Source organism: Flavobacterium sp. OHVDL-2026-0007 (assembly GCF_059882335.1).
In genome coordinates this window covers 3,282,504-3,305,697 of sequence record NZ_CM187612.1, presented here as the reverse complement: position 1 = coordinate 3,305,697, position 23,194 = coordinate 3,282,504, and the positions used below count along the sequence as shown (strand labels likewise).

Sequence of the window (23,194 nt, the reverse complement as noted above, 5' to 3'; positions counted from 1 at the left end):
ATTTTTTAAGAAGAAATACTAATCTAACAGCTTTTTACTGACTCGACTACTGGCAATTAAAGAAGCCACAAAACCAAGTGAAACAATAGTTCCCATCACAATTATTACATTCTCGAGGGTAAAAACTACTGGATAAGCCAGAGTTGACGTGATCATAATGAGCTCATATCGCTGCTGTAGCAATACTAAAATAATTCCCAAAATGAGTCCCATAATACCTCCAAAAACACTCAAGAGCGTACCTTGAAGTAAAAATATCTTTCGCAGATGCTTGATTTCTGTTCCCAGATTAAAAAGCGTTTTCAGATTCCCTTTTTTCTCTAAGACCATCATAATCAAAGCACCAATCAAATTAAAAAGTGCCACTATAATCACCAAGGTAAAAATCAGATAAACCACTATATTTTCAGTGTTGAGCATTTTATACAATGACTCGTTGAGTTGTGCTCTGTTTTTTAAGGTAATTTTGTTTTTAAAAATGGTTTGGATTTTGGCTCGAATCGCATTTTCATCCACATTCCCTTTAAGCTTGAATTCAATTCCTGAGACTTGGTTGGGTTTGTACATCAATAACTCTTGCGCTAAACCCAAATCAGCAAAAACATATTTAGAGTCTAAATCTTCGCTGATGGAGTAAATTCCCACTGGCAATACATCCGTTTTATTAAATGCTTCCTCTGGATTTTCGATAGCGCCCTTTCCAGGTTTAGGCGCAAATACTTGCAACGGATTTTCAAAATCCAAGATTCCCAATGAAAAATCTCTCGCAATTCCGTAGCCTATAACAACCTGATAACTATCGGGTCTAAGCCATTCTCCATTGAAGAGTTTTTTCTTAATATCGTTCACTACAGGATAGTTCTTATCGACCCCCTTCAAATAGGTTACCTGTTGCTTGTCTTTAAACAAAAATAAAACACGCTCTTCGATAATCTTAGTGTACGAGACCACTCCATTGATTTCTTTAAGTTGATTTTCCTGCTGGGGACTAATCAAAATTGATTTTCCATAGGTACTGGTCATCTTTAAATCCGGGTCGATTTCGTTTGTAAACGAAAGACTAAAAACTTTTAATCCGCTAAACACCGATAAAACCACAAACAAAGCCATAGTGCCTACAATAATTCCCATGCTGGCAATAAGGTTGATGATATTGATAGCATTGTTTTTACTTCTGCTAAAAATATATCGTTTGGCTATGTAAAGGGGGAAATTCAACTTATGATTTTCTTCTTTTTTCTAAAAGATCACGGTTTTCAATTGGATTTTCTCTGTTTGACAGAGCATTGTCAATTTTTTCTATATAATCTAAAGAGTCATCAATAAAGAATACCAAATTAGGTACACGACGCAATTGCAAACGTACACGTTGTGATAAATCATGCTTGATTAAGGTACTATTTGATTTAATTCCTTCTAAAGTTTCTTTAGCCTTATCTTGAGGAAAAATACTTAAATATACCGTAGCTACAGATAAATCTGAAGTAACACTAACTTTGGATACTGAAATTACCAAATTACTAATTCCATTCTTTCTCACTTCACCTTGCAAAATATCAACCAAATCCTTTTGGATGACACCGCCTATTTTTTTCTGTCTATTTGTTTCCATAATGCAAAAATACTATTTTTAAATTTCAATCGATACAATTCACTTAAACAATAGGATGATTTTTGCAATCCCGCTTATTTTCTTACCCATTTTACCCTTTTTTTGATAAAAATTCAACTTCAAAGACATTAGGTCTGAATTTTATCCAGGAAGAATTTCCTATTCTTTAGTTGTTGCTAATGGCAAACTTATACCGTAACGCTATTGTTTTGAATTGTTTTAGAAAATTGGTCAATTTTTTTACCTAAACAGTTAATACTTCAGCATAGGATTGCTTTCTAAGTATCGTTTCCAAACAAAATACAGCCCAAGAATTATTAAATGAATTCATTATTAACAATAAAAATGAAGTTTTAAAAAAATAACTCATATTTTTTTAAAATAAAACTAATTAACAATAATTAACTTAAAAACCACTAAATCAACGGCCCACAGAAAATTTTCCACGTAAATTTTTAAGATAAATAGCTACAATCCTCAAAACGAGCAGGATAGAACAGGACACAAAAAGTACTAGATATAAATAAGTTTAGCGCACTATAACTAACCAAAATTATATTTATGAAAAACAAAATTAATCATTTGATAATTTTGATCTTTTCCATTTTAGTGCACTGGACAGCTCTGGCGCAAAACAAAATGGTAACGGGATCAATAAAAGATTCAAACGGGATTCCTATTCCAGGAGCAAACATTGTAATCAAAGGATCACAAGTTAGTTCCGTCTCTGATTTCGATGGAAACTATTCTATAAAAGCAAATACAGGAAGTGTTTTGCTTTTTAGTTCTACTGGTTCAAAAGCAATCGAAAAAACCGTTGAACAATCCTCTATTATTGATGTGACCCTAACTGATGACGTTTCAGAACTTAAAGAAGTTGTTGTTGTCGGTTATGGAACTATGAAAAAAAGTGATTTAACGGGATCTATAACTCAAATTAAAGGCGACGTACTCACTACCGTAACAAGTTCGAATCCATTGGAAGCTGTTCAAGGTAGAGCTGCTGGGGTTGCCGTTCTTAATAATGATTCTTCTCCAGGTTCTTCTCCTAAAATAAGAATACGGGGGAATGGTTCTGTGAGCGCCGGTAATGATCCGTTAATTGTTGTTGATGGTTTTCCGTTGGTTAATAGTAACTTAAATGATATTAACTCCAACGACATCGAATCAATGGAAATACTTAAAGATGCTTCATCTGCAGCTATATATGGCTCCAGAGGTGCAAACGGTGTCATACTGATCACAACAAAAAGAGGAAAAAAAGGTCAGAATAATTTGGAGATTGTGGCTACCAATGGTATCTCTACACCTGCCCGACTGCCTAAATTATTAGATAGAGATAATTTTGTTAGATTTATTAACGACGCCTATACTTATTCAACAGGAAAACCAGTTTATTCTGCCACTAATCCCGCTCCTAATAGGAATGTTAATTGGCAGGATGAAATCGTTAAAAATATGGCACTAATGAAAAATTATTCCTTATCATTTAGTGGCGGAAAAGACAACACTACTTACTTACTTTCGGGAAATATATTTTCGCAAGAAGGGATTGTAGAGGCTTCCGGCTTCAAAAAAATGACACTTAGAACCAATTTAAACCATGAATATAAGCCCTGGCTTACAGTAGGAACACATTTACAGGTAGGTCGCTCACAAAGAGATATTCGCAACAATCCTACTGGAGATATCTTTAGATATGGATGGCCAACTATACCCGTAAAAAATCCTGACGGGAGTTGGCATTATGCTACTGAAGACCCTACCATCAATTCCTATTTTGAAGGAACTTGGAATCCTGTTTCAGAAGCAACAGAAATGACAAATGAGACATCATCAGATCGCGTTTTGGGAGATGTGTATGCGCATTTTAAACCTATGAAAAATGTCACTTTCAGAACCAATTTTGGTGTAGATGTTTCAAATGAAAAACAATATGAATATTATACTTCAAAATCAACCACAGGAATAGGATCTGGTAGTACTGGTGCTGGATCTCAATATTACAGAAGACAAACTTCTCAATTAACCGATAATATCTTAAGTTATTCAAATACCTGGAATGACAAACATAGTTTTACTGCAACTGGTGTATATTCATGGCAAGAATATGTGTATGAAGACTTAGGTGTTAGAGGATCTGGTTTCCAAAATGACGCTACGGGAGCGAATGATATTACTTATGCCGATAGAGCAAGTATAACCAATTCTTCTACCAAATACTCAAGCAAACTAATTTCATGGACTGCTCGAACATCTTATGCATATGATGAAAAATACCTTATTACATTAACGGGGCGTTATGATGGATCGTCACGTTTTGGAAGCAATAATAAATGGGGGTTCTTTCCTTCTTTAGGGCTGGGTTGGAGAATTGATAAAGAAAATTTCCTAAAAAACAGCACCGTAATATCTGGATTAAAATTAAGGGCAAGTTATGGTGTTACAGGTAATCAGGAAATCGGTAATTACCAATCCTTATCCAAACTTGTAAAAGCAAATTATGTTTACGAAAACAATCCAATTTTTGGTTTTGTAGAAACAATTGGCAATCCAGACCTGAAATGGGAGCGAAATATTCAATACAATGTTGGTCTAGATTTGAATTTGTGGAAAAGATTGGATTTGAATTTAGACTTTTATCAAAGACAAACTACTGACTTATTGTACAATGTCCCTATTCCAACAACCTCTGGCTATTCTAGTATGCTGCAAAATATTGGCGAGGTAAAAAATATAGGCTTTGAAGTTACTGCAAAAGTACAAATAATAGATGCTGATTTTAAATGGGATGTAAGCACCAATTTCTCTAAAAACAAAAATGAAATTGTTAGCCTATATGGGGATGTAGCCCGCATTAACGTAGGAAGTTCTTCTGCGGGAATTGCAAAATATTTAATTGTAGGTCAACCAGTAAATAGCGTTTGGGCACGAGAATCTGCAGGCATTATCCAAACTCAAGAACAATTAACCGCTTATCAACAAATTCGTCCAACAGCAAAACTAGGAGAAGAAATGTATGTCGATAAAAATAAAGACAAAATTATCAATAATGATGATTATGCCAATATAGGCTCAACTTCTCCTGATTTTTTCTACGGAATTTCAACTAATCTAAGTTATAGAAACATGACCTTAGATATTTATGGACAAGGTGCAACAGGTTTAGCTTCAGATGAGGACGGTAATTATATGATTTTTGGAGAAAATCAAATTCAAAACAGAAATTACATACCAACCCAATATGCCTACGATAGAATGTGGAGTCCAACCAATACCTCCGGAAGCTATCCTAGAGCCGGTGCACAAGAAGTATATCTGTCCAATCGCACTAATGGTGATAGGAATTATTTTGTAATTAAAAACATCAAACTAGGTTTCAATATGTCCGAACTTATTAAACACACTGATTGGGTAAAACAATTAAATGTTTATGTGAATGCACAAAACTACATCAATATCGCCAACCACAGAGGGTACAATCCTGAAAGCGGCAGCGTAAATTCACCCTATGTAAAAACAATGCTTGTTGGTTTTAGTGCGAAGTTTTAATTCTAAAAATTTATAAAAATGAAAATTCTAAAATATATCTTTTCGGGTTGTGCATTATTGTTTTTTTCTCAATGCACGGATCTAACCGAAGAACCCTATACTTTTTTATCTCCCAACAACTATTACAAAAATGCCGATGAACTTAATACGGCATTAGTAGGGGTTTATGATGGCTATCAAAATGGCTTTAATGGTAATTATAAATACATCATGTACTTGGAGCTCTTAACCGAATTTGGTTCTCCTGCCTATGCAAAAGATGATACACATCTCTGGAATGTATGGTCGGACATGAATAATTCCGACAAAATGGTTATCACAAATTGGGATGATGCTTATGGTATCATTAACCGAGCTAATTTGGTCATTGGTAGAGGGGAAAATGTGGAAATGGATGAAAATCTTAAAAAGAAGTATTTTGCAGAGGCCCGCTTCCTCAGAGCAGCCACCTATTACAATTTAGTGCGCATGTATGGTGGAGTTCCCATTCCTGAAAGTTTTACAGAAGGCTTAAAAAACTTAGCAATTCCAAGAAAAACCCTTGACGAAACCTATGCTTATATTATTGCTGACCTTGAATATGCCGATGAAAATTTACCTCTCAAATCAGATTATAAAAATGGAAATGTTTGGAGAGCATCCAAAGGAGCAGCTCAGGCCTTACTTGGCGATTTATATTTAACTAGAGGCAGTATGACAGGAGATAAATCCTATTTCCAAAAATCGAAAAATTATTTGACCAAAGTAATTCAATCCAGCCAATATAATTTACAGCCTAATTTCAAAGATTTATGGTTTTGGTGGAATACCAACAACAAAAATGGAATTGAATCTGTATTTGAACTACAATATGGCGCTGTTGAAAATGAATACAATAATAACCATGTGATGTTTGGTGTAAACATAACCGAAACTACTCTTGGCTCCTATATGTTTCACCGATTCGGTCCATCGATACAACATTATCTTTCTTATAGTAATGATGATACAAGAAAAGAAGGTAGCTTTTTAACACGCGTAAACGTAACTGAAAAGGGGAATCCAACCCATATTCTTCAAACCATAGAATTTGTACCTGGAGACAAAGGTTTTTTTCCGGGATCAAAAGGATGGAAAACCGCATCACCAGGGAATCTTAAGTTTTATGACCGAACAGAAAGTTCAGCGTCATTAAAAAAACCTCAAGCAGACTCTTATGCTATTCGCTACGCCGACGTCTTATTGGATTATGCTGAAGTTGAAAATGAGATCAATGGTCCTGCAGCAGCCTATACCTACATCAACAGGATAAGAAATAGAGCCAATTTACCTGACTTGATACCAGGCCTAAGCAAAGAAGATTTTGCAGATGCCATTTATAGAGAACGTGGATGGGAATTTGTTGGTGAAGGAGTATTGTTTTTTGATGAACTAAGAACCAATCGTATTGGGAAAAATGTATCAGAACATGTGAAGTGGGGAAACACAAACGGCATCAATATGTATGTTAACAATCCGCTACAATTCGTTCCTTCTAAGAATTTCTTATTTAAAATCCCGCGATATGATCTGGACTCTAATCCTGCATTAGTTCAAAATCCCGATAACGTAAGCAATTAAATAAAAAATCCTTTTCACCCATTAAACGGGTGAAAAGGATTTATTTTAACGTTCAAATTAGACTCTTTTATTCTCATTAACCTTTTGGTTAATAGACAAAAAATTAAATTAAAACTATCTGTTTTGCAACCATCCTTCTGGATTGTTGTTCGAGGTATTTTGAAGAATCAAAAACTTAATGATTGTTTTGCCAGTATCTCCACTAGTTCTCACTTTTCCAATACTTTGCTTAACTTTTACCTTATCACCTTGTTCTACAAACACCTGACTTAGACCTTGGTACACCGTAAAGTAATCTCCATGTTGGATAAAAACGGCTCTATTGACATTCGATAAGGCAATCACTTTTGAAACTACCCCTTCGAATACAGCACGTGCATTTGCCCCTGATTCTGTCGTAATCTCAACACCTGAATTATGAACTATTACCGAAGGATATAAAGGATGTGGCTGATCACCATAACCTAAGGAAATAAATCCTTTTTCAACTGGCCAAGGTAATTTACCTCTATTGGCTTTAAAATCAGCTGCTAATATTTTACCTTCTGGCGTTAACGCAATTCTATCTGATGAAACTGCTCTAGCTGGCGCATCTACAGGTTCTTTAGAAACAATTCCCTTTTGCCTGTCTTCCTCTATCTTTTTACGTCTAGCTTCTTCTGCTCTTAAATTGGCTAATCTAATTTGCTCACGAATCAATTGCTTAATCCTTGCATCAATTCTTCTCGATTCCTGTTGTTTAGCTCTGGTATCAGCGATAATTTTATTTTTATCTTTTTTGATCGAGTTAACCAATTTCTGTTGTTCTTTCTTTTCAATTTCTAAAGCCACGCGCTCTTTTTGACTTTCATTGATGATTTTCTTCTTCACCTGTCTCTGTCCATCCAATCTAGCATTATAATCAACCAATTGAGCTGTTTTAGATTGAATTTCTAAACCTTGGTTTTTTCTAAAATTAGTATATTGCTTTAGATATTGTGCTCTTTTATAAGCTTGTAAAAAACTCTCTGAAGACAAAATAAACATTGCTCTACTTTGTTCGGAACGACTTTTATAAGATTTTAAAATCATTTTGGCATAATCCGCTTTTAAAACTTCCAATTCCTTTTTTAGTTTATTAACCTTAACTTGATTAATATACATATCATTGCTCAAAAGCTTTTCCTGTCTTTCTGTGGTATGAATTAGTTTTTCTTTCAGCTTAATTTTATTGGCCTGAATTAAAAACACATTTACTGCTGATTTTTCTTGCTTCTTTACAGACTGCAACATTTTTTCGTTTTCTCTAATTTCCTGTTGAATTTGAGCTTTACGCTGTTCAAGTTTTTCTTGCTGCGAATCCTGCGCCCACATAAAAGTGCTGGCACATATAAAAATTAGACTTAGGAGAAATTTCGGCATGTTTATCTTATCTTTTTTTACAAATTTACTTAATTAAAACTTTTTTGTAACCACTTGGTACACTATAGGGGAAAGAAAGTTCTTCATTAAACGAAATAGTATTGTAATTCAAACTAATATCCGTTTTCCCTTTCGGCTGAATGGCATTGATTTCAATAGTAGTGGGCAATATTCCTTGAGCAAAAGTTTTACGATCTGCGTATAAAATTTGTAACATTTTGTTTTCCGCAGTTTGTGAAATTTGTTCCTTTTGCAACAAAGATTGTTCGGCATCAAAAAAGAAAGATTTCTTCAAATTAGTCTCGTCTTGGTCGTCCAAACGCAATAGGTTCTCTACAATGCTTTGGGTATATTTCCCCTTTCTTAAATCATCTAAAGCTTCACCAATCAACAAATTTTGAACTTTACTATAATCTAATTCTGTGCCCAACCATTTGCTTAGACTTGTGAAATCTCCTTCGTAATAGGTTCCTTTTATTTTTTCATAGTAGCTTACCGCTGTTGGAGTAATCCATGCTTTGGCCATGGTTATTCCTAGAAATCGAACGCTTACCAAAATCTGCTTGTCTTTTTCAATTCTAATCTCCGCCGTAACATTCTGGCTTTGTTTATCGTCAACATAACGAGCACTTGCTTTTATATAAAGGGTAGAAAAATCAACCTTATTCTTATAATGTTTTTCGATTAGGTTATTCTCATCTTTTTTGACCACAACTTCACCGCTAGTGGTATTTTGTACCGCTACAGCTTTAGATTTACAAGAAATCATAAAAGCTGACATTAACACTAATACTATATATTTTTTCATCTGAATTTCTATCCTTTTATTTTTTTTGTTTTACTAGCTCATTGGCTTTCAAGAAGTACATTTCTTTTTTCTTAACATCTCCTAAACCATTATAAGCCTCTGCTAATTGAAAATTAAAATTCGCTTCCAGAACAATATCATCAACAACATAATCAAGACCCATTTCTAAAACGGTTTTTGCGTTTTTAAATTGTTTCATTTGGTTGCTTCCTAAGCCAGCATAGAAATAAAATTGCGGTTGACTTGGGTACACCTCAATCATAGATAAGGCTCTTTTAGTCATAGGCTCAAATTGTTTTGCCTGTTTATAAGCATCCAGCAAAAGCAAATTAGTCTCTCGATCTGTATCTGAATTAGACTTTAAATCTTTTTCATAATACTTAATGGCATTCTCAAATTGACCTTTACTATGATAAAACTTCCCTATCTCCTTGGCTACATCCACTCCCTTATCGTTATCAAAATAAGCAATTGCTTTTTCTAATTCAGGAGCGTATTGAGGATTCTTACTGACGTAAATCAAAAACTCATTTAAGGTACGGTGCTTGATTTTTATATCAATATTAGTACCCGACAAAATAACATTCATCGCCTTAATGGCTTTATCGGTCTGATTGGCGTCTAAATATACTTTAAACAGACTCACTTGTCCCCACTCTGAGTTTGGAATTTCTTTTGCCAACTCTTTGGCGACCTCAAGTGCTTTATCCGCTTGATCCGCTTTCGAATACAAAAAAATCAAGTTAACGTAGTTGGATTCTTCTTTTGGATTCTTTTTAATCTGCTCTATCAAACTACTAATCTCTGCCTCCTGATATTTGCCTTGAGACAAAATTTGCATCTTATAACGATTACGATCATCTGATTTTCCGAACTTGGCATCCATTTCATTAATGGTAACAAGTGCTTTATCAAATTGATTGGTGCTCATGTACAAAGAAATCAAATCGTCTTTATATTCTTCATCAAAAGGGATAATTTTTTGAATGGTTTCAATTGCCAAGGGATAGTTTTGAGTTTCAAAACATACATCGTAAATCCCTAACCAATACCATTTGTTTTTGGGATTCAATGTTGTTGCTTTCTCAAACGCATTCTGTGCTTCTTTATACTGTTTCAGAAACAGATAATTCTTCCCCAACTCAAAATAGGCAACAGCATCATTTGGTTTTAATTGAATACATTTTTCCAGTGATACAATTGCCTTATCGTAATTCTCGATTCCTTTTTGTTTTAAGGATTCATAAAAAGAGTCTTGATATTCATCAGTAGCCATAGCAATATCCTCTGGTTCCGTTTGTGCCATAACCAAAGCAGTATTGCCAAATAAGACAACAAATAATACTACAAAAACTCCTTTATTCATCATTATTACAATTTTACTTCCTAACAAAAACGAATCTATAATAACTTTATTCCAAAACCGAATAATCACCGATGCTAATACTGGTAAACTTACCATCGTAACTAACGTGATTTCCGATCATTGCATTATCTAAATTGGCGTTTTTTATTTGAGAATGGGTTTGTACCAAACTATTTTTGATTGTACTGTCTATGACATGACATCCTTTTCCTAACGAAACATTTGGGCCAACTGTGGCGTTTTTCAACACTACATTTTCTCCAATATAACAAGGCGGAATAATGGTTGCGTTGTCAAGTGTCACATCATAATCTACTAAATGCTCTCCATCATTATGTAAAAACCCAAGCATTCTTGTATTGGTTTCAACGGTCACGTCTTTATTACCACAATCCATCCATTGGTCAACGCTTCCCGTTTTAAAAACTTTACCGTTTGCCATCATGGCCTTAATACCATCATTGATCTGATATTCTCCACCGTTTTGAATGTTATTATCCAAAACCAACTGAAGTTCTTTTTTCAAGACTTCAACTTCTTTAAAATAATAGATACCGATAACGGCTAGATCACTAACAAATTCTTTAGGTTTTTCAACCAATTCTATGATTTCGTTTCGTTCATTTAATTTAACAACTCCGAACGCCTCAGGCTGATCTACTTGTTTTACCCAAATTACTGCATCTGCTTCAGGATCTAATTCAAAATCGGCTCTAATAAGCGTATCAGCATAAGCAATTACCGCAGGCCCTGATAAAGATTCCTGTGCACACATAATCGCATGCCCTGTTCCCAAAGGCAAATCTTGACGATAAATGGAAGCCTTTGCCCCAAGACTGTTGGCTAATTCTTCTAAACTCTCCACTAGATCATCTCCGAAAAAAGCAGGATCTCCTAAGACAAAAGCAACCTCTTCAATAGGTTCCTTTAGAATTTTGGCAATATCCTCCACCAAACGATGCACAATAGATTTTCCAGCAACTGGAATTAATGGTTTAGGAACAGTTAAAGTATGTGGTCTAAGTCTCGATCCTCGACCCGCCATTGGAACAATTATTTTCATTTTTAATTTATATTTTTATCGAAGATTTCAGCATCTTCTAAATTTGATTCTTATGTAAATGCAAAGGGTATTTGCAAAAATTATTTAAGTTATTTTTTCTAAGCTATGCCCTAGGTTAACCGATTAATAAAAAAGACAAGTGAAAATTATTTCACTCCTGTACTACCAAAACCACCCTCACCTCTTGATGTTTGAGAAAGTTCAGTTACTTCAAACCATTCTGCTCTTTCGTGTTTGGCAATAATTAATTGTGCTATTCGTTCACCATTTTCAATTACAAATTCTTCATTTGATAAATTTACTAAAATTACCCCTATTTCACCTCTATAATCTGCATCAACAGTTCCTGGAGAATTTAAAACGGTTATTCCTCTTTTAGCCGCTAAACCACTTCTAGGACGTACTTGTGCTTCATAACCAATTGGCAACTCAATAAAAAGTCCTGTTTTTACAATCGTTCTTTCTAAAGGTCTTAAGGTGATTGATTCCGTTAAATTAGCGCGCAAATCCATTCCCGCAGAGGCAATAGTTTCGTAGTTTGGTAAATCGTGTTGCGATTTATTGATTATTTGTATTCTCATTTTTCTATATAAAACATTAAAATGTCAAGTAGAACTGGCTAGCCATCCTCCTACTTTTTATTCATAATTCCTTTGATGGTTTCTTTTTCGTTATGGTAAACAAAATAAACAAACCCTAATAATAACGGGATTCCAACAAAATAATTTTCTCTAAACCCATAAAAAGATATAGCAGAAAATACGATGGAAATTCCTAAGTAAGCCCCAATCTTATTCATATCGTAAGGTATTGGATAGTATTTATTTCCTAAAACATAGGATATCAACATCATACTTCCGTACGCGGAGATCGTCGCAATTGCTGAACCATAATAACTATATATTGGAATTAAATAATAATTTAAAACCAAGGTTACGATCGCACCAACAATGGAGATATAGGCTCCTATTTTCGTTTTATCGGTCAATTTATACCATACCGATAAATTATTATAAATACCTAAAAAGAAGTTGGCCAAAATAATCAACGGTACTACTTTCATGGCTTCCCAATACGATTTATTATCTAATAAAAGGTATTTCAAAAGATCCGCAAAAACAATAACCCCTAATAAAATTAACGAACCCAAAATCACAAAATATTTTGTAATTACAGCGTACGTCTGGGGGGCATTTTCATTTTTAGCATGACTAAAAAAGAAGGGTTCAATTCCCAATCTAAAAGCCGTTGCAAACAAAACCATAAACAAACCAAGCTTATAACAAGCCGAATACGCTCCCACTTCAGATTTTGCTAAATTTTCAGGAAGCAAATACCCTAAAAGAATTTTATCGAAATGCTCGTTAACCGCAAATGCCAAACCAGCAACCAAAATGGGCAGACCATACTGCATCATTTTTTTCCAAAGCACTGGATCAAATTTCCTTCCCAACGAAAGATAGTTGGGTGAAAGCACTATAAAAGTGGCTAAACTTGCCAACAAATTCGCGATGAAAATATAAGCGATCTGAAAATTTTCCACGTATAAATTATCCCAAACCGAATTCGGATTTGCAGCAGCCAATTTAGGCAGATACATTAAAAAGAATATATTGAGCAACAAGTTAATCACCACGTTGCCAATTTTAATAGCCGCGTACACCTTTGGTCTTTGATTGGCTCGTAGTTTCGAAAAAGGAACCAAAACCAAGGCATCCAACACCAAAATCCACACGGAATAAGTGACAAACTGCACATCTACTTCTGCAAGACTTGCTAAGGTATTTCTAAAAATCAAAGCGATAAAAAGAAAAATAATAGATGACCAAAATATAGAAATCGTAGCCGTAGCAATTACATTTTTCTTATCCTCTTCAGCGCTATAAAATCTAAAAAAAGCAGTTTCCATTCCATAGGAAAGAACAACGTTAAAGAAAACCATCCAAGACAAAACAATCGAGACTTCACCATACTCAGCAGTTGGTAATATTCCAGTATACAGTCTCACTAATAAAAAACTTAGCATACGAGGTAAAACCGTTGCTAGCCCGTAAATAGCCGTTTGTTTAAATAGATTTTTATATAATCCCAAAATAAATGTTTGTAATAAGGTTTGTAGGACAAAAATAACCATTTCTTTGGTTTATTTTTGTTTTTACGCGTTCAATAAAAAGACTTACCGCTATTTTTACTGGCTTATCTTTTTTTCATCCAATATTTTAACAAAATGAAAGCCTTTTGGGCCATATCCTTGGTTGTAATAAAAGCGATGTGCTGCAAAATTACCCGTAAAGGCATCCAAAACAATACTACTACATTCTAAATCTAAAGCTTTTTGCTCGACATAATCGGTCAACAATTTCCCAATTCCTTTAGATCTCTGTGAAGGATTTACTATGAAATTATCAATCTCCAAATACTTCCCGGTCCACAATTTGGTGGAAGACCAACAACCCGTAATTCCCAAACAAACATCATTTTCAAAAACACCAATCTGGATATAATTATGGGGTACCATTTGGGAAAGATAACACTCATATTTCTCTAGTGAAAGTTTGGGATAAAGAAATCGCATCGTATCAATTTGAGCCAACATTTCTTCTACGCTAGTAAGTTCTTTGATTTGTAGTTTCATTATAGTAAAAAATAGATTTCAAAAATACTGAATTTTTTCCATTGCAACCCACATTATTTGTTACCCACAATAGCAAGATCACTTGTCCAATTGAGCCTTTACACCCCCATCCCTTCTCATCATAATAGCCTAGAGATAGCGTAACACTCATCTACAGACTTAGCGCACCAAAAGCTATTTATTTCCACAAACAGCAGCGAACAACTCTTACTACTACCACAAATAGAGGCATAAAAAAAGAGCCAACTACTGTTGGCTCTCCTTTTATTATATATTCTTAAATAAAACTATCCGTTTAACGCTTCTGCACCACCTACGATCTCTAAGATTTCGTTTGTAATAGCCGCTTGACGAGCTTTATTGTAAGTCAATTTCAATTGGTTTCTCAATTCAGTTGCGTTGTCAGTTGCTTTATGCATTGCTGTCATACGCGCTCCATGCTCTGAAGCAAATGAATCACGTATACCTTTGTACAATTGTGTTTTCAATGATTTAGGAATCAAAGCCAATACAATCTCTTCTTTTGAAGGTTCAAAGATATAATCTCCTGCTGTAACTGGTTTATCTGATTTAATTGGTGCTAAAGGCAAAAACTGTTCAGTTTGTACAATTTGTGTCGCAGCATTTTTAAATTGATTGTAAATCAATTCAATTCTATCATATTCTCCAGACAAGAATTTTTCAGTCAAATTTTCAGCAATTCCAGCAACATTATCAAAAGTCAAATGATCAAAAATTGCATTATGATGACCGTGAACTGTATGTGTTTTACTTAAGACATCGTTTCCTTTTTTACCAATAGCAAAAACATCTACTTGTTTTCCTGCATAATATAGTGCACGATTTTTAGTCTCTTTAATTACATTGGTATTGAATGCACCACATAAACCTCTATTTGAAGTTATCGCTACAAGCAATACTTTTTTTACTTCACGTTGTGTTGTATAATCTCCTCCAACTTCACCTTCAAGTGTAGCAGAAAGGTTTTGCAACAACTCTGTTAATTTCTCGGCATAAGGGCGCATTGCAGTGATTGCATCTTGTGCTTTCTTAAGCTTTGCAGCAGAAACCATTTTCATTGCCGATGTAATTTGCATCGTCGATGAAACGGAAGTAATTCTATTACGGATTTCCTTTAAATTTGCCATTTGTTAATTAGAAAATGTGACAATTTGAAAATTAGATAATTAGAAAGCATCTGATGACATTCTCTAATTACCTAATTTACTAATTATCTAATTAGTTATATTTTGCTGAAATTTCTTTTGCTACTTTTTCAATAACATCAGTAATGTTATCATCTAACTTACCAGCTTTCAACGCGTTAAGCGTATCTTTATGTTTGCTGTTTAAGTAAGCTAAGAAATCAGCTTCAAATTCTTTTACTTTATTTACAGGAACGTTTCTTAATAAGTTTTTAGAACCTGCATAAATAATAGCTACTTGATTCTCTACTGTATAAGGATCATTTAATCCTTGTTTCAAGATCTCAACGTTTCTTTTACCTTTTTCAATTACATTTAAAGTAACTGAATCTAAGTCAGAACCAAATTTAGCAAACGCTTCCAATTCACGGAATTGCGCTTGATCTAATTTTAAAGTTCCAGAAACTTTCTTCATTGATTTAATTTGAGCATTACCTCCAACACGAGATACAGAGATACCTACGTTAATAGCAGGACGAACTCCAGAGTTGAACAAATCACCATCAAGGAAAATTTGACCATCTGTAATCGAAATTACGTTTGTTGGGATATAAGCAGAAACGTCACCAGCTTGAGTTTCGATAATTGGTAAAGCAGTTAATGAACCACCACCTTTTACGATAGACTTGATAGAATCTGGTAAGTCGTTCATGTTTTTAGCAATTCCATTATCTGCAATTACTTTACAAGCACGCTCTAATAATCTACTGTGTAAGTAGAAAACGTCTCCAGGGTATGCCTCACGTCCCGGTGGTCTTCTTAATAAAAGAGAAACCTCACGGTAAGCAACAGCTTGTTTAGATAAATCATCATACACAATAAGTGCTGGACGACCTGAATCTCTAAAATACTCACCAATTGCAGCACCTGCGAAAGGAGCATAAACTTGCATTGGAGCTGGATCAGAAGCATTAGCTGCAACAATAACTGTATAAGCCATTGCACCTTTTTCTTCTAACATTTTAGCAATTCCTGCTACAGTTGAAGCTTTTTGCCCAATTGCAACATATATACAAAATACAGGTTTTCCTGCATCGTAGAATTCTTTTTGATTTAAGATGGTATCGATACAAACAGTTGATTTACCTGTTTGACGGTCACCAATAACAAGCTCACGTTGTCCACGACCAACTGGGATCATAGCATCTACCGCTTTAATTCCTGTTTGTAATGGCTCAGTAACTGGCTGACGGAAGATAACACCAGGTGCTTTTCTTTCTAAAGGCATTTCGTATAAGTCTCCACCGATTGGTCCTTTTCCATCAATTGGAAAACCTAGAGTGTTAACTACACGTCCTACCATTTGCTCACCTACTTTAAGAGAAGCAATACGTTGTGTTCTTTTTGCTGTTGATCCTTCTTTGATTCCAGTTGATGGTCCTAAAAGTACCACACCAACATTGTCTTCTTCAAGGTTCAATACAATAGCTTCAAGTCCGTTTTCAAATTCAACTAACTCACCGTATTGTACATTAGATAGCCCGTAAATACGAGCAATACCGTCTCCAACTTGAAGTACCGTTCCTACTTCCTCTAGCGTAGCACCAGTTTCAAAACCTTCGACTTGCTTTCTTAATATTGCTGAAATTTCAGCAGGTTTGATTTCCGCCATCTTAATTTATAATTTAGACACTTTTATGTGTAATAAAACTAATTACTTAACTCTCTTTTTAATACTTGCAATCTGTTTGCCACAGAAGCATTGTATTGTTGATCTCCTATTCTTAAAATAAATCCTCCAATAATTGAAGCATCTATGATATTCTTAATCGTTATTTTTTTATCTGACAAAGTTGCAATTTTAGCTAAAACTTTAGCTTCTAAATTACTATCCATCTCAAATGCTGTTGTAACTGTCGCTACTTCAATTCCATTGCTCTCATCAAATAATCTATTGAATTCTACTGCAATTGTATCTAGAATTTCAAATCTTTTATTTTCAAACAATAAACGAAATAACCCTTTAGTTACTCCATTTACATCTGCGAAAATTTCTGAAAGGGCACTTTCCTTAACTTCAACTTTTGTTGTTGGGTTCTGGATAAACGCACTTAATTCAGTATTCGTATCTATAGCTAAAGCAATAGATTTCATATCGTTATTTACAGCTTCGGCAACACCTTTAGAGTTTGCTAAGTCTAGAATTGCTTTTGCATAACGAATTGCTGCTCTTGTACTTGCCATAATCTTAGTTTAACTTTACGTCATCCAACATTTTCTCAACTAATTTAGCTTGAGACTCATTGCTTGATAATTCACTTTTCAACAACTTTTCAGCAATGCTTAATGATAAAGTTGAAACTTCTAATTTCAATTCAGCCATAGCAGCATTTTTCTCGTTTTCGATTGCAGCTTTAGCTTGAGCGATCAATTTCTGACCTTGCTCTTGTGCTTCGTTTTTAGAATCAGCAATAATTTGCTCTTTCATTTCACGAGCTTCTTTTAACATGGCATCACGTTCTGCACGAGCTTCTTTTAAGATACGCTCATTATCAGCCGTTAGATTTTGCATTTCTCTACGAGCTGCTTCAGCTGCTGCTAAAGCGTCGTTAATAGATTCCTCACGACTTTTTACAGCCCCTAAAATAGGTTTCCAAGCAAATTTTGCTAAAAGGATGAAGAAAACAATAAAGATAATTGTTGTCCAAAAAATTAAACTTTCTGGTGAAGTTAATTGCATAACATTATATATTTAAAAATTGTTTGTCTTGTTTTAAAAAAACTTCCTGGAGCCAACCGCTACAGGAAGTTTTAGATCTTAATTATGCGTTTGTGATTAACGCAACAACTACTGCGAAAAGTGCAACACCTTCAATAAGTGCAGCAGCAATAATCATAGCAGTCTGGATTTTTCCAGCAGCCTCAGGTTGACGAGCAATAGCGTCCATTGCAGAACCACCAATTTTTCCAATACCAAGACCTGCACCAATTACAGCTAATCCAGCTCCGATTCCAGCTAATACCATAATAATAAATTTATATAGTTAATAATTAATAAAACTCTAATTAATGATGATCGTGCTCTTCAACAGCTTGACCAATAAATAATGCTGAAAGCAATGTAAATACATACGCTTGCAAAGCAGCAACTAACATTTCTAAAACACTCATGAACAATACGAACGCTCCGGCCACTGGACCTATAGCAACAGTTTTGAAAATGAAGATCAAAGAAACTAAACTCAAAATGATAATGTGACCTGCAGTGATGTTTGCGAACAAACGAATCATCAAGGCAAATGGCTTAGTAAGCATTCCGATAATTTCTACAGGAATCATAATTGGAGCCAACCACACAGGAACTCCTGGTGTATTGAAAATATGTCCCCAATAATTTTTGTTTCCGCTTAAAGTTGTTACAATAAAAGTAATAAATGCCATTACGAATGTAAAGTAGATATTTCCTGTTAAGTTAGAACTGAATGGGAAGAATGGAATTAATCCGATCAAGTTGTTAATCCAGATAAAGAAAAAGATAGTCAAAAGATACGGCATGTATTTAGCGTATTTTTTTTCTCCAATATTTGGGATAGCGATTTCGTCTCTAACATAAGTAACTAGTGGCTCCAAGAAACCAGCTAATCCTTTTGGTGCTTTTGGATTTTTCTTGTATGATCTTGCTACAGCAAAAAACAAGAAAAATAAAATGATCGCAGACATGAACATTGAAAAAACATTCTTTGTGATAGAAAAATCTAAAGGTCTTTTGCCAAAAGCAAATGCACCACTATTTTTTTCTACATCAGTCATTTGTTCAAATTGATCCGCGTAAAAAATGATTTCTTTATAACGAACTAATTTTTGTCCGTTAACATCAATAACATGATGTCCTTCATTATCGTGGTGAAATTTTGCAGATGAAAAAATCTCTAATCCATTTTTAGTCCATAAAATAACTGGCAAACTAAAAGAGATCGGATGACCATCCCAATCAGCAATGTGAAAATCATGGGAATCTCCAATGTGTGAATTGATCAATTCACTAGCATTGAAATCTTCTTCAATTTTTTGAAGAACAGTTTCTTTATGACCCTGTGTGTCTGCATGACTTCCTTCTGCTAACTCTACGTTTTCGTGCTGAGTTGAAACGCTATCAACTGGAGTTGAGGCGAAATTAACCGACGACGTAAGTGCTAATAAGGTAACTAATAAGTACTGAACTGGTTTATTTGAAATTATCATTATTAAAACTGTATGTAATTTTAGGTTCCAAAAATTTTTTGCAAAGGTACATATTAAATTGAAAATTGAAAATTTATGGATGTAATTTTTAATATTTAGATTTTTAATACTCACTTTACTGATTATCAAGGGGGTTACCCTTTGTTTATTAGGCGAACTGTAAAATAGGTTTCAAAAAGTAGAAACAAAAAATACGGTATAAAAAACGCACCCAAATCAATTATCGGGTTTTTAACCCCTGCTTTTATCAAAGGAATCAAGAAAATAATAGCAAACATCATTCTAAAAAAACTGGCACCAAGAAAAGCAAATCCTGTATAGTTGGCCGCTTTATTATTCACAAAAATAAGCAGCAAGTATACCACAACTGTGGCTATAATATTAAAGATATAAATACTCCATACGGAGTAAAAAAAATTTAATTTGTCAGATAAAGCTTCCATGACAAAATATTGTGCTACCAATAATACGATAGAAAAAGGAACGAAATACTTAAGAAAATCAATAGTTTTATTCATTATTTATTTAAATTTTTAACTTGTCTAATTACATTATAAAGGGATAAAAAAACAGAAAACAAGGACAGTACAATGGTCCACAGAGAACCTCCATTTGAATATTTTTCATCTAACCAAACACCCAGATAAGAAAATATAAAAATAATTATTCCCATCTGAAAAGGAATATTGATTAGCGCCAACCATTTATTCCCCTTATTATTGTTAGGCTCTTTTTCCATCTTTTACAGTAACTTCTTTATTATGGGTGATCATGGTGCATGTCGCTGTAAAATCAGCTCCTGGTTCGATAGAAAGTTTTCCGACAGCCACTTCCCCATGAATACGTGCTGTGGTTTTAATATTAAGTACTTCCAAAACTTTTATTTTTCCTTGAAACAAACCTTCAATATCGGCATTATGACAAGCAATTTCTCCTTTTACGCTACCCGATTCTCCGATAACTAATTTTCCTTGAGAAGTAAAATTCCCAATCAATTCACCATCTAATCTAAAGTCAGCTGTAGAAACAATATCACCTATAATGGATGTTCCTTCTACTATTCTATTTGTTTTTCCTAAAAGTTCTGTTCCGTTTTTTTTAACTTTATCAAACATGATTATGGGGTTTTAGGAGCTAAATAAGCTTCTATATTTTTCTTAATTTGAATTACCTTATAATTATCACTTGAAATAATGATTACTGGGTTTGCGATCCTATATTTTTTATCCTCTCGTAAAACTCCTGACACATCCCTGGCATATGCCTCGGATTTTAATCCATGAATAACCACAAAACTTTCTGTCTTAGTATACTTGTCCAACGAAATAGTAAGACTCTCAAAATTTTCTACCATTAAAAACCTTTTGATCACCTCCTCAATTTGCTTGGCTGTTTGCGTATCCTCACTTTTAATAGGATAAATGATTTTCCATTGTCTAGCATCCACTGCAGTGAAGTCAAGCTTTTCTAATCTTGGTATTTGCTTCTCTAAAATTTCTCTTGCATTTTTACCTTCTACACTATTGGGATAATTATCCGCCACCGACTCCAAAGCTTTTTTGTAAGCCGCTAAACCTTCCACTTTTCCTAAAGTATTGGCTTTTAATAATTCATATTTAGAAACAATCTCTTCACCCGCATACTGATTGATCAAATGATCGATGTTATCCAAAACTGACTTGAATTGTTCTTCCTGATATAGTTTGTACCATTTTTGGTATTCTTTCTCAGGCGATCTTACATCCTCTGTTTGGGTATTGCTTAAGATTTGGGCATATCTCGAATTTGGATAGCTGCCAGTAATGTCAGACTTTATCCTTTCCGCTCTTGCTGGATTGCTAATTTGATAAATTTTGTACAAATTATACATCGCCGGTAAAATCAATTTATCCTCTGGTTTGTTAGCCAATAACTGCTCTAATTTATCACTAGCTAGCTGGTATTCTTTAAACTTTTCTTTATAAATAAGTCCTAATTGATAGTAAGCAAAATTGCGTTCTATAGTAATGCTATCAATTGCTGCCTGTGTAGTTGGAAGTTGTTTTTCGTAAAATTCCGTGGTATAACGCTCTACAACTACTGTATCTTTCGCCATAGCTGTGGTATCGAGACCATCATTAATAGTATCCTTCAATGCCGCTGTTGTAGCTGCTTTTGAACCTGCTAATCTCCAATTACCTACTAAAGTTCTATTGCCCCACATTTTCTTGAATTGCAATTTCCCATAAGCAACCGTTGTGGGATTGTAAAAGTAAAAAGTACTGGTGGGTTCATTACCTGTTGGAACATTAAAAGCGCCTACACCAGGATCACTCTTTCCAAGTGACTGAGGGTTTATGGCTGTTGGACCGCTATTGGCTTTGCTATTGCGATCTATGTTGGCTAATTTCTCTTTTTCCTTTTCCTCTAAAAGCTGCTTTGCTTCGTCTTTCTTTTTAAGCGTAGCAATATAATTTTCAAAATAAATTTTTCGTTCTGCTTCTCCTAATCCGTAAACCTTAAGAATGCTATCATTTCGTTTGGCAATTCCTTCATATTTAATAACATCGTCCAGGTTTTTTCTGTTTTTTTCGATAAAAGCGTACTCCCTACTTTTCGGATTTAATTGCACCAATGTACTGTCATAATATTTAGCAGCCATCGTATAATCCGTATTTTTAAAATACATATTACCTATATTTCGATACGTTGAAGCAACTAAATAAGGATCTTTAGAATCTCTGGCTAGGGATTTATTATAAAACTCCAAGGCATTCTCCTGCTCTTTATAGTGATCAAAAAAGACACCCATTTCATAAAAGAGAATGTCCAAATAGGGTCTGTTTTCACGATCACGGCTTAGTTTGTTAAACGTTTCTACAAACAATTCCTGATTGCCCCCTTCATAATCAAAAAGTTGTGCTTTTTGTGCATAAGCATGCATCATGTATTTCCGATCCGCTTTTCGATTCATATCGATCACGGCGTCATAAAAATAAATAGCACTATCTTTCTTACCTGCTTCCTGGTACAATTGCCCCAGAATAAAACGGTATCGTGCTCTGTCTTGGTTAACCTTAGTGAATTCTTCAGCAATTTTAAGTTTGCCTACTGCACTATCTTTTTCTTCTAAGTTTAGAAACGCTTCCGCTAATAAGGCGTTAGCATCGGAAAAAGTTTGTTTATCAAGGTCAGCATTTTTCAATAACAGTTTAATATTTTTTAAAACAATAGCATCGTTTCCTAAACGCATATTGGTTTTTTCACGCCAAATTTTAGCCGTATAAATGTTGCTGCTATTGGGGTATTTGTACAGAATATAATTGAATGCCTCCAAAGCCGGTATAAAACGTTGATCGTAATACCTGGCTTTTCCCAGCATTAAATAAGCCTCGTCAATTTGACTGTTTTTCTCCCTGCCACCAATATTCATCGAGTGCTTTTGAATAGCCTTTGTCGCTTTGGTTTCAGCCAATTCAAAATCTGGATTTTTAGCTTTATCTTCTACTGAAAAATTCTCATCAATTTGCATTTTTTCAATAGGCAATCTTTCCCAAAAGTTGTCCTGATTGTTAGCTTGAATCGCTTTTAAACCCTTATCCAATCCAATACCCCCATTATACAAAATATTATATTTTGTACTTAAAGCATGAGAATTTCTCGACAAAAAAGTATTTTTCTTGGTAGAACAGGCTATCAAAAAGAATAAAAACACGACAAAAAAACTATATTTAAGAGTATTCTTTTTCAATAGCATTCAGTTTAAATCATTTAACTTCTAAAAAGGATTTT

21 protein-coding genes are annotated in these 23,194 nt (G+C 34.3%); 2 read left to right on the top strand and 19 right to left on the bottom strand.

Annotated features, from left to right (window positions below):
- Nucleotides 1-18: 18 nt before the first annotated feature.
- Together AC51AA_RS13465 and rbfA are read right to left on the bottom strand one after the other, a co-directional pair.
- Nucleotides 19-1,218, bottom strand: coding sequence for an ABC transporter permease (locus tag AC51AA_RS13465; RefSeq protein WP_500702750.1), 1,200 nt, complete (start codon nucleotides 1,216-1,218; stop codon nucleotides 19-21).
- A gap of 1 nt (nucleotide 1,219) precedes the next feature.
- Nucleotides 1,220-1,612, bottom strand: a complete 393-nt coding sequence (gene rbfA, locus AC51AA_RS13460) for a 30S ribosome-binding factor RbfA (RefSeq protein WP_055097718.1) — start codon at nucleotides 1,610-1,612, stop codon at nucleotides 1,220-1,222.
- A 561-nt stretch (nucleotides 1,613-2,173) separates the two neighbouring features.
- Between rbfA and AC51AA_RS13455 the strand changes: the two genes are divergently transcribed.
- Together AC51AA_RS13455 and AC51AA_RS13450 are read left to right on the top strand one after the other, a co-directional pair.
- Complete coding sequence (locus AC51AA_RS13455) at nucleotides 2,174-5,164, top strand: SusC/RagA family TonB-linked outer membrane protein (RefSeq protein WP_500702749.1); 2,991 nt, start codon at nucleotides 2,174-2,176, stop codon at nucleotides 5,162-5,164.
- An 18-nt stretch (nucleotides 5,165-5,182) separates the two neighbouring features.
- Nucleotides 5,183-6,763, top strand: a complete 1,581-nt coding sequence (locus AC51AA_RS13450) for a RagB/SusD family nutrient uptake outer membrane protein (protein ID WP_500702748.1) — start codon at nucleotides 5,183-5,185, stop codon at nucleotides 6,761-6,763.
- 114 nt (nucleotides 6,764-6,877) lie between these two features.
- On the opposite strand, the gene AC51AA_RS13445 is transcribed toward AC51AA_RS13450, so the two are convergent.
- The 17 genes from AC51AA_RS13445 to porW all read right to left on the bottom strand — a co-directional run bounded on the left by AC51AA_RS13445 (nucleotide 6,878) and on the right by porW (nucleotide 23,159).
- Nucleotides 6,878-8,164, bottom strand: coding sequence for a murein hydrolase activator EnvC family protein (locus AC51AA_RS13445; protein WP_500702747.1), 1,287 nt, complete (start codon nucleotides 8,162-8,164; stop codon nucleotides 6,878-6,880).
- A gap of 25 nt (nucleotides 8,165-8,189) precedes the next feature.
- On the bottom strand, nucleotides 8,190-8,972 hold the full coding sequence (gene lolB1, locus AC51AA_RS13440) for a lipoprotein insertase outer membrane protein LolB1 (protein ID WP_500702746.1): 783 nt from the start codon (nucleotides 8,970-8,972) through the stop codon (nucleotides 8,190-8,192).
- Nucleotides 8,973-8,988: 16 nt separating this feature from the next.
- The gene (locus tag AC51AA_RS13435) at nucleotides 8,989-10,341 is read right to left on the bottom strand and encodes a tetratricopeptide repeat protein (protein WP_500702745.1); all 1,353 of its coding nucleotides are present in this window, start codon (nucleotides 10,339-10,341) and stop codon (nucleotides 8,989-8,991) included.
- Between the two features lie 43 nt (nucleotides 10,342-10,384).
- On the bottom strand, nucleotides 10,385-11,401 hold the full coding sequence (locus tag AC51AA_RS13430) for a sugar phosphate nucleotidyltransferase (RefSeq protein ID WP_500702744.1): 1,017 nt from the start codon (nucleotides 11,399-11,401) through the stop codon (nucleotides 10,385-10,387).
- A gap of 146 nt (nucleotides 11,402-11,547) precedes the next feature.
- A complete protein-coding gene (gene dut, locus AC51AA_RS13425) occupies nucleotides 11,548-11,982 on the bottom strand; it encodes a dUTP diphosphatase (RefSeq protein ID WP_500702743.1) in 435 nt (144 codons plus the stop codon).
- A 50-nt stretch (nucleotides 11,983-12,032) separates the two neighbouring features.
- The gene (locus tag AC51AA_RS13420) at nucleotides 12,033-13,493 is read right to left on the bottom strand and encodes a lipopolysaccharide biosynthesis protein (protein ID WP_500702742.1); all 1,461 of its coding nucleotides are present in this window, start codon (nucleotides 13,491-13,493) and stop codon (nucleotides 12,033-12,035) included.
- Between the two features lie 96 nt (nucleotides 13,494-13,589).
- A complete protein-coding gene (locus AC51AA_RS13415; protein ID WP_500702741.1) occupies nucleotides 13,590-14,036 on the bottom strand; it encodes a GNAT family N-acetyltransferase in 447 nt (148 codons plus the stop codon).
- Between the two features lie 287 nt (nucleotides 14,037-14,323).
- Nucleotides 14,324-15,184: an ATP synthase F1 subunit gamma gene (atpG, locus tag AC51AA_RS13410; RefSeq protein WP_500702740.1), complete on the bottom strand. Its 861-nt coding sequence runs from the start codon at nucleotides 15,182-15,184 to the stop codon at nucleotides 14,324-14,326.
- A gap of 91 nt (nucleotides 15,185-15,275) precedes the next feature.
- Nucleotides 15,276-16,853, bottom strand: a complete 1,578-nt coding sequence (gene atpA, locus AC51AA_RS13405) for a F0F1 ATP synthase subunit alpha (protein ID WP_500702739.1) — start codon at nucleotides 16,851-16,853, stop codon at nucleotides 15,276-15,278.
- A gap of 38 nt (nucleotides 16,854-16,891) precedes the next feature.
- The gene (gene atpH / locus AC51AA_RS13400) at nucleotides 16,892-17,425 is read right to left on the bottom strand and encodes an ATP synthase F1 subunit delta (protein WP_500702738.1); all 534 of its coding nucleotides are present in this window, start codon (nucleotides 17,423-17,425) and stop codon (nucleotides 16,892-16,894) included.
- Nucleotides 17,426-17,429: 4 nt separating this feature from the next.
- Nucleotides 17,430-17,921 (bottom strand): F0F1 ATP synthase subunit B, encoded by a 492-nt coding sequence (locus AC51AA_RS13395; protein ID WP_500702737.1) that lies wholly within the window; start codon nucleotides 17,919-17,921, stop codon nucleotides 17,430-17,432.
- 82 nt (nucleotides 17,922-18,003) lie between these two features.
- A complete protein-coding gene (atpE, locus tag AC51AA_RS13390; RefSeq protein ID WP_039113322.1) occupies nucleotides 18,004-18,207 on the bottom strand; it encodes an ATP synthase F0 subunit C in 204 nt (67 codons plus the stop codon).
- A 40-nt stretch (nucleotides 18,208-18,247) separates the two neighbouring features.
- The gene (atpB, locus tag AC51AA_RS13385; protein WP_500702736.1) at nucleotides 18,248-19,423 is read right to left on the bottom strand and encodes a F0F1 ATP synthase subunit A; all 1,176 of its coding nucleotides are present in this window, start codon (nucleotides 19,421-19,423) and stop codon (nucleotides 18,248-18,250) included.
- Nucleotides 19,424-19,557: 134 nt separating this feature from the next.
- Nucleotides 19,558-19,941: a hypothetical protein gene (locus AC51AA_RS13380; protein ID WP_500702735.1), complete on the bottom strand. Its 384-nt coding sequence runs from the start codon at nucleotides 19,939-19,941 to the stop codon at nucleotides 19,558-19,560.
- A complete protein-coding gene (locus AC51AA_RS13375) occupies nucleotides 19,941-20,162 on the bottom strand; it encodes an AtpZ/AtpI family protein (protein WP_500702734.1) in 222 nt (73 codons plus the stop codon). Before AC51AA_RS13375 ends, AC51AA_RS13380 begins: the two co-directional genes overlap by 1 nt.
- Entirely contained in the window at nucleotides 20,146-20,538 is a 393-nt protein-coding gene (locus AC51AA_RS13370; RefSeq protein WP_500702733.1) for a bactofilin family protein, read from the bottom strand. The genes AC51AA_RS13375 and AC51AA_RS13370 overlap by 17 nt, the downstream gene beginning before the upstream one ends.
- Nucleotides 20,539-20,540: 2 nt before the next feature.
- The gene (gene porW, locus AC51AA_RS13365) at nucleotides 20,541-23,159 is read right to left on the bottom strand and encodes a type IX secretion system periplasmic lipoprotein PorW/SprE (protein ID WP_500702732.1); all 2,619 of its coding nucleotides are present in this window, start codon (nucleotides 23,157-23,159) and stop codon (nucleotides 20,541-20,543) included.
- Between the last annotated feature and the right edge of the window lie 35 nt (nucleotides 23,160-23,194).